Raw genomic sequence first — 2,633 nt, forward strand, 5'->3', positions numbered from 1 at the left:
TCTCCTTTTTTCATTCCCACAAGTCCTTCTTCAAAGCCGGGAATAAACTGATTGGAACCGATTTCGAGCATGTGACCCGTCGCTGCACCATTTTCTAGAGGAGCACCATCGATGTACCCCACAAAGTCGATCATCGCCGTATCGCCGTTTTTAAGAGGACGATCTTCGGTGATCGAAGTAAATGCGGCTTGATTCATGCGAATTTTTTGTACGGAGTCTTCGATCTCTTTTTCCGTCACCGTCACTTTTTCTTTTTGAACCTTAAGACCCGTCTTTTTAACAATTTTCACTTCAGGACGCACTTCGAAGTTGATCGTGAAGTTAAAAGGAGAGTTTTCCTGGAGATCGCCAAAATCAAGAGTAGGTTGAGAGATCGGATTGAGTTTGTGCTCTTTAATTGCGCTGACGAAACTGCTTTGAACGATGTTATTACGCACGTCCTCTTTAACGCGATCACCGTACATTGTACGGATTTGCTGAAGGGGCGCTTTTCCCTTGCGGAAACCTTTAAGATTGACCTCGCGCTGGAGGTATTTGAAAGCCTTATCGAACTCCTCGTTCACTTGCTGTGGGGGGACCTCGATCTTTAACTTTTTCTCTAAATTTGTAATGCTTTCAAGATTAGTTTTCATTATTTCCTCATGGTTAACAAATTTTGGTGGAATATAGGAAATTGCCTCGATAAAATCAAGTTTATGAAGCCTATAATTTTCGTTACCGGTAAGGGTGGCGTAGGAAAATCTTTCGTAGCAGCTCTCCTCGCGCGCCAACTCGCCCTCAAAGGCCATAAAACGCTTTTGGTGGAAACCGGTGGCTGGAGTTATTTACAACAGGTTCTCTCTTTACAGTCACCAGTTGAGTTTAAACCGCAAAAGACCCCTTGGGGCTTTGATATTTCCTTGTGGACGGGCGAAGATTGTCTTCGAGAGTACGTCCAGTATCTCGTAAAAATTCCCTGGGTCGGCTCCCAGTTTCTCAATAATTCCTGGCTGAAGTCTTTAATTCAGGTGGCTCCAGGTCTACGGGAGATCGCTTTCTTGGGAAAACTCACCAGTCGTGAACGTCGCCACGGACCTGTTCTCAATTACGAATATATTGTCGTTGATGCGGTCAGCACCGGGCATTTTCTCGCACTTCTCAAAGCTCCCATTGGTTGGTCTTCGGCCATCACCATCGGCCCGGTCTATACCCAGTGCCAATCGATGTTGAAAGTCCTTAATGACCCCGACAAAGTTCACACTTATCTTGTGACGTTGCCAGAACCGTTGGTGGTTGAAGAGGCTGAGGATCTTAATCGTGAGTTTAAATCCATCTTGCAGTCTGGGCTGACCGTGGTGGCCAATCGAATTAAAAATTTTCCCGATCTTCTCAGTGCAGAGGCCGTGGACCAAGAGTACATCGAACAGCAACAGCTGCAGAAGCAAGATCAACAACGACAGCTGGAAGAGATTCAAAAAGTGTTCGGCAAACACATGAGCGTTCCGTTCTATTATAAACCTTTAGCGGAAGTATTGGAGGGGATCGATGAGTCTCAACCAATTTTTTGATAAGTACAAGATCCTGGTTTTTGCCGGGAATGGCGGGACGGGAAAGACTACGATGTCTTCCACGGTCGCCGAACTTGCGGCAAGCCAAGGAAAAAAAATTGCACTTCTTACCATTGATCCGTCTCGGAGATTGGGCACTGTTTATAATATGGATCTCGAGAAGGATTCTTTTAAAACTAAAAAACTCGAAAAGGGTCAGATCGATATTTACCTCATCCATTCGCAGCAAGTGATCGCCGAGTTCATTACAAAAGAGTGGGGCCCCGAAGAGGCGAAAAAACTTTCGCAAAATAAAATTTTTAAACAAGTGGCGACAACGCTCTCGGAGAATCAATCGCTATCGACAATTTACAAATTGTCGCAGATTCTTAAATCGGATTATGATCTGGTGATTGTTGATACGCCACCGGCTCATCATGCCGTGGACTTTTTTCGATCTCCTCAGAGCGTAATCAATTTGTTTAGAGATAATGCGCTCGCAAAATTGATCAGTGAGCGATCTAAATCCAAGTGGTCCCCGCAAAGTTTCTTTTTGAGAATTTTCACATTCCTTGTGGGTACCGATTTTTTAGAACAAATGTCGGGATTTTTTACCGTTCTTTTAAAGTTTCAGGAACATATCGTTCAGGCCGCGGAAGAAATTCAAAAGCTCATGTCGAGCGAGCGAGCCTGCTATTTTATGGTCACCCTTCCCGAACCTTTTAAAGTGAAAGAGCTGGCTCAGGCGTTGACGGAACTCAAAAAGCAAGGAATTGCGGTGAAGCATATTATCGCGAATCGCGCTTATCCGTTGGGCTTGGATCTCAACTCCTCAGTCCCACAGGTCGGCGAAGCCGCCGATGATTTTAAGATGTACTACAAGCAGCAGTGGGAGTACTATCGGACCAAAATGGATGCGTTTTACAAAGCAATCAACAGTGCCCAAGGTACCTCTGGATCGACCTACAAAATTTATTTTGTACCGGAGCGAACGTTTTCGTCGACGGCTGTCGATTTAGAAAAACTGGGCGCCGATCTTTCCCAAGCTTTCGCAACAAGTGAGCCCTAAATGAGATTTTTTTTATTGACCTTATTTATTCTAACTTC

Annotated in this window: 3 protein-coding genes; 2 read left to right on the plus strand and 1 reads right to left on the minus strand. The window is 44.8% G+C overall.

The window, feature by feature from the left end; genetic code table 11:
- On the minus strand, nucleotides 1-632 hold a 632-nt coding region (tig, locus tag K2Q26_15265; protein ID MBY0316879.1), incomplete at its 3' end, for a trigger factor.
- A 63-nt stretch (nucleotides 633-695) separates the two neighbouring features.
- On the opposite strand from tig, the gene K2Q26_15270 reads away from it, so the two are divergent.
- Together K2Q26_15270 and K2Q26_15275 are read left to right on the plus strand one after the other, a co-directional pair.
- Entirely contained in the window at nucleotides 696-1,547 is an 852-nt protein-coding gene (locus K2Q26_15270) for a hypothetical protein (protein MBY0316880.1), read from the plus strand.
- Nucleotides 1,525-2,595 (plus strand): AAA family ATPase, encoded by a 1,071-nt coding sequence (locus K2Q26_15275; GenBank protein ID MBY0316881.1) that lies wholly within the window; start codon nucleotides 1,525-1,527, stop codon nucleotides 2,593-2,595. The genes K2Q26_15270 and K2Q26_15275 overlap by 23 nt, the downstream gene beginning before the upstream one ends.
- Nucleotides 2,596-2,633 lie beyond the last annotated feature (38 nt).

The organism is Bdellovibrionales bacterium, assembly GCA_019750295.1.
Taxonomy (GTDB): Bacteria; Bdellovibrionota; Bdellovibrionia; order Bdellovibrionales; family JAGQZY01; genus JAIEOS01.

Coding starts and splice junctions, on each gene's coding strand:
- K2Q26_15270 (MBY0316880.1), top strand. CDS start 696: ATGAAGCCTATAATTTTCGTTACCGGTAAGGGTGGCGTAGGAAAATCT.
- K2Q26_15275 (MBY0316881.1), top strand. CDS start 1,525: ATGAGTCTCAACCAATTTTTTGATAAGTACAAGATCCTGGTTTTTGCC.